The 4,554-nt window shown below is 66.6% G+C and carries 5 protein-coding genes; all 5 read left to right on the top strand.

Features of this window, described 5'->3' with window-relative positions:
- The first annotated feature begins 117 nt into the window (after positions 1-117).
- Entirely contained in the window at positions 118-1,089 is a 972-nt protein-coding gene (gene pstC, locus Q8M82_RS06310; protein WP_305690524.1) for a phosphate ABC transporter permease subunit PstC, read from the top strand.
- Positions 1,090-1,103: 14 nt separating this feature from the next.
- Positions 1,104-1,994, top strand: a complete 891-nt coding sequence (pstA, locus tag Q8M82_RS06305; RefSeq protein ID WP_305690523.1) for a phosphate ABC transporter permease PstA — start codon at positions 1,104-1,106, stop codon at positions 1,992-1,994.
- Between the two features lie 46 nt (positions 1,995-2,040).
- Positions 2,041-2,841 carry a phosphate ABC transporter ATP-binding protein PstB gene (pstB, locus tag Q8M82_RS06300; protein WP_305690522.1) on the top strand — a complete coding sequence of 267 codons (801 nt, stop codon included), beginning with the start codon at positions 2,041-2,043 and terminating at the stop codon, positions 2,839-2,841.
- A gap of 43 nt (positions 2,842-2,884) precedes the next feature.
- Positions 2,885-3,604, top strand: coding sequence for a phosphate signaling complex protein PhoU (gene phoU / locus Q8M82_RS06295; protein ID WP_305690521.1), 720 nt, complete (start codon positions 2,885-2,887; stop codon positions 3,602-3,604).
- Positions 3,605-3,812: 208 nt separating this feature from the next.
- Positions 3,813-4,511 carry a phosphate regulon transcriptional regulator PhoB gene (gene phoB / locus Q8M82_RS06290; protein WP_267521366.1) on the top strand — a complete coding sequence of 233 codons (699 nt, stop codon included), beginning with the start codon at positions 3,813-3,815 and terminating at the stop codon, positions 4,509-4,511.
- Positions 4,512-4,554: the final 43 nt, after the last annotated feature.

Here is a 4,554-nt window from a genome sequence, read left to right as displayed (position 1 = left end):
ACCCTCATCCCGAGCAGCGGCGTGGTCTTGATCCGCTGTTGGGGATGAGGGTTCGGTCCAGACAGCCGCCTCTGTTTTCGTTGCATCCCCTTTGGCTTTACGACCGGAGTTCCACGGATGACCGCCGTGACCGACCCAATGAGCATTCCGGCCGCGCGCCCGCAGCGCAAGACGCCGAAGGGCACCTTCGACCTCGTCTTCCGCAATGCCAGCTTCGCCTCGGCGCTGTTCGTGCTGGCGCTGCTCGCCGGCATCATGCTGTCGATGGTGATCGGCGGCTGGCCCGCCTTCAAGGCTTTCGGGCTGGGCTTCATCACCGGCTCGCAATGGGATACCCAGGCCGATGTCTACGGCGCCTGGCCGGCCATCGCCGGTACGCTCTCGACGGCGCTGATCGCGCTGCTGATCGGGGTGCCTCTCTCGCTCGGCATCGCGGTCTACCTGACGCAGCTCGCTCCGCTCTGGTTCAAGCAACCGGTCTCGACCGCCATCGAGCTGCTCGCAGCCGTGCCCTCGATCATCTACGGCATGTGGGGTCTGTTCGTCTTCGTGCCGCTGTTTGCGGCTTACGTGCAAACGCCCCTGTCCAACATCGTCGAGGGCATGCCGATCGTCGGCACGATCCTGTATTCGCGCTCGCCCTCGGGGCTGGGCATCCTGACGGCCGGCATCATCCTGGCCTTCATGATCATCCCCTTCATCGCCTCGATCGTGCGCGACATGCTCGACCAGATCCCGTCCGTGCTGCGCGAGAGCGCCTATGGCATCGGGGCGACGACCTGGGAGGTGGTGCGCCATGTGCTCGTGCCGCAGGCCGGCGTCTCGATCATCGGCGCGATCATGCTCGGGCTCGGCCGTGCGCTGGGCGAAACGATGGCGGTGACCTTCGTCGTCGGCAACGCCAACCGGCTCTCGGGCTCGATCATGGATCCGGGCTCGACCATCGCCTCGCGCATCGCCAACGAGTTCAACGAGGCGCTCGGCCTGCAGATGAACGCGCTGATCGGTCTCGGCTGCATCCTGTTCTTCGTCACCTTCGTCGTCCTCGTCATCGCGCGCATCCTCGTCGCACGCGTCAAGACCTTCTGAGCGGGTTGAAGATCATGAGCCTGACGACACCCTCCACCGTTCGTGAACTCCCCCCGACGACCTGGGGACGGGTTCGCCAGTCGCGCCGCACCGCCGACAAGGCCATGCGGATCATCACGGCCAGCTTCACCGTCATCGCGATCACCGTTCTGTTCTGGATCCTCGGGATGCTGATCGTGAAGGGCATCGGCGGCCTGTCCGTCGCCACCTTCACCCAGATCACGCCCGGCCCCGGCTCGGAGGGCGGCGGCCTCGCCAACGCCATCGTCGGCTCGGTGATCCTGACCTTCCTCGGCATCGTCGTGGCGACGCCGATCGGCGTGCTCGCCGGCACCTATCTCGCCGAATACGGCAAGGGCTCGAAGCTTGCCGACCTGATCCGCTTCATCAACGACATCCTGCTCTCGGCGCCGTCGATCCTGATCGGCCTGTTCGTCTACGTCATCCTGGTCGAGCCGCTCGGCGGCTATTCCGGCTGGGCCGGCGGCGTCGCGCTCGGCATCATCGCGATTCCCGTCATCGTTCGCACCACCGAGGACATGCTGCGCCTGGTCCCGGGTCCGCTGCGCGAGGCCGGCGCGGCGCTCGGCGCGCCGCCCTCCGTGGTCATCACCGCGATCACCTGGAAGGCGGCGAAGGCCGGCATGGTCACCGGCATCCTGCTCGCGCTCGCCCGCATTGCCGGAGAGACCGCGCCGCTGATCTTTACGGCGCTGAACAACAATTTCTGGTTCTCGTCGAACCTGATGGGCGGCGTCTCCAACCTGCCGGTGACGATCTACATGTTCGCCTCGGCGCCTTACGAGAACTGGCAGCAGCTCGCCTGGGCCGGCTCGCTGATCATCACCATGTCGATCCTGCTGCTTTCGATCATCGCGCGCCGCATCGTGCGCGGCGCGAAGTAAGAACAGCGTCATCCCTCCGTCGCGTCCGATCCGAAGGAACCCTGCGATGCTCTCGACCCTCGACCTCAGCCCGCAGACGCTCGACGCCGACGCGCCCGTCCGGATCGCGGTGAAGAACCTCGATTTCTACTATGGCGAGCACAAGGCGCTGAAGAACATCAATCTCGACTTTCGCGACCGGCACGTCACCGCGCTGATCGGCCCGTCGGGCTGCGGCAAGTCGACCCTGCTGCGCATCTTCAACCGGATCTACTCGCTCTATCCCGAGCAGAAGGCGACCGGGCAGGTGATGCTGGACGGGCGCAACGTCATCTCCAACGACGTCGACGTCAACGAATTGCGCTCGCGCATCGGCATGGTCTTCCAGAAGCCGACGCCCTTCCCGATGTCGATCTACGACAATGTCGCCTTCGGCATCCGGCTCTACGAGAAGCCGCCGAAGTCCGAGCTCGACGACCGCGTCGAGGGCGCGCTGCGCCGCGCCGCGCTGTGGGACGAGGTCAAGGACAAGCTCAAGACCTCCGGCATGGGTCTCTCCGGTGGCCAGCAGCAGCGCCTGTGCATCGCGCGCACCATCGCGCAGAAGCCCGAGGTCATCCTGTTCGACGAGCCGACTTCGGCGCTCGATCCGATCTCGACCGGCAAGATCGAGGACCTGCTCGAGCAACTCAAGACCGACTTCACCATCGTCATCGTCACCCACAACATGCAGCAGGCGGCGCGCATCTCGCAGTACACCGCCTTCATGTATCTCGGCGAGGTGATCGAGTTCGACGCGACCAACACGATCTTCATGAACCCGGGCAAGAAGCAGACGCAGGACTACGTCACCGGCCGCTTCGGCTGACCTGACCGCCGCTTCCGCCCCGCATGCAAAGGACACCGCCGCGATGACCGACCATATCGTCCGCTCCTACGACGCCGAACTGGAGGCGCTGCGCCGCAGCCTCGCCGAGATGGGCGGCATGTCCGAGCGCATGCTCGGCGATTCCACGGTCGCGCTGGTGCGCCGCGACACGACGCTGGCCCAGAAGGTGATCTCCGCCGACCAGCGCCTTGACAACCTGCAGCGCGACGTCGAGGAGCGGTCCGTGCTGACGATCGCCCGGCGCCAGCCGCTCGCCAATGATCTGCGCGAGCTGATCTCGGCGATCCGCATCGCCTCGGACATCGAGCGCGTCGGCGACCTCGCCAAGAACATCGCCAAGCGCGCGGTCGCGATCTCCGGCCAGTTCTCGCCGCCGCACCGCGCCGTGGTCGGGCTCGAGCATATGAGCCGCCTGGTCCAGGCGCAGCTCAAGGACGTGCTCGACGCCTACGCCACCAGCAACGAGCAGAAGGCGCTCGAAGTCTGGCATCGCGACGGCGAGATCGACGCGCTCTACACCTCGCTCTTCCGCGAGCTCTTGACCTACATGATGGAAGATCCGCGCAACATCACCTTCTGCACGCATCTCCTGTTCTGCGCCAAGAACGTCGAGCGCATCGGCGACCACACCACCAACATTGCCGAGACGATCCACTACCTCGTCACCGGCGAGTCGCTCGACATCAACCGTCCCAAGCTCGAGACCACCGACATCACGGTCGAGGCCGTGACGGGAAGCTGAAAAACGTCACGCCGCCGAAGCTCTCAAAGGCCAGCGGCGTGCCGGACGATACACCTCCCTTCCCCCTTGTGGGGAAGGGTAGGGGGATGGGGGTGGTTCCGCCTGGCGATCGCTCACCGAGCGGGCCGACCTCCACGCCTGCCCCTCCCCACAAGGGGGAGGGGTTCCCCGCGCTTCCTGCCGAAGCCCATCAATTTTGGACGCTGCCATGGCCGCCCGCATCCTGATCGTCGAGGACGAGGAACCGCTCACGCTGCTGCTGCGCTACAATCTCGAGGCCGAGGGCTTCGTGGTCGACAGCGTGGCGCGCGGCGACGATGCGGAGCTGCACCTGCGCGACAACACGCCCGATCTCGTGCTGCTGGACTGGATGCTGCCGGGGCTGTCCGGCATCGAGCTGTGCCGCCGGCTGCGGGCCCGGCGCGACACCGAGCGGGTGCCGATCATCATGCTCACCGCCCGCGGCGAGGAGACCGAGCGGGTGCGCGGGCTCGCCACCGGCGCCGACGACTATGTCGTCAAGCCGTTCTCGCTGCCGGAGCTGATCGCGCGCATACAGGCGCTGCTTCGCAGGGCCAAGCCCGGCCATGTCGCCGGGCTGCTGACCGCCGGCGATCTCGAACTCGACCGCACGACGCGGCGCGTGCGCCGCTCCGGCGAGGAGCTGCATCTGGGGCCGACCGAGTTCCGCCTGCTCGAGTTCCTGATGCAGGCGCCGGGCCGCGTCTATTCCCGCGCCCAACTGCTCGACGCCGTCTGGGGCCGCGACGTCTATATCGACGAGCGCACGGTCGACGTCCATGTCGGGCGCTTGCGCAAGGCGATCACGCCCGGCGACGCCAAGGACCCACTGCGCACCGTGCGCGGCGCGGGCTACGCCTTCGACGAGACGTTCGCGCGGGCTTGAGGCGAACCGTCATGCTCGGGCGCAGACCCGAGCATCTCGTGAC

Origin of the sequence: Allobosea sp. (assembly GCF_030694325.1) — a bacterium.
Classification (GTDB): domain Bacteria; phylum Pseudomonadota; class Alphaproteobacteria; order Rhizobiales; family Beijerinckiaceae; genus Allobosea.
Note: the sequence above shows the minus strand (reverse complement) of the source record. Positions and strands in the feature narration are given on the sequence as shown.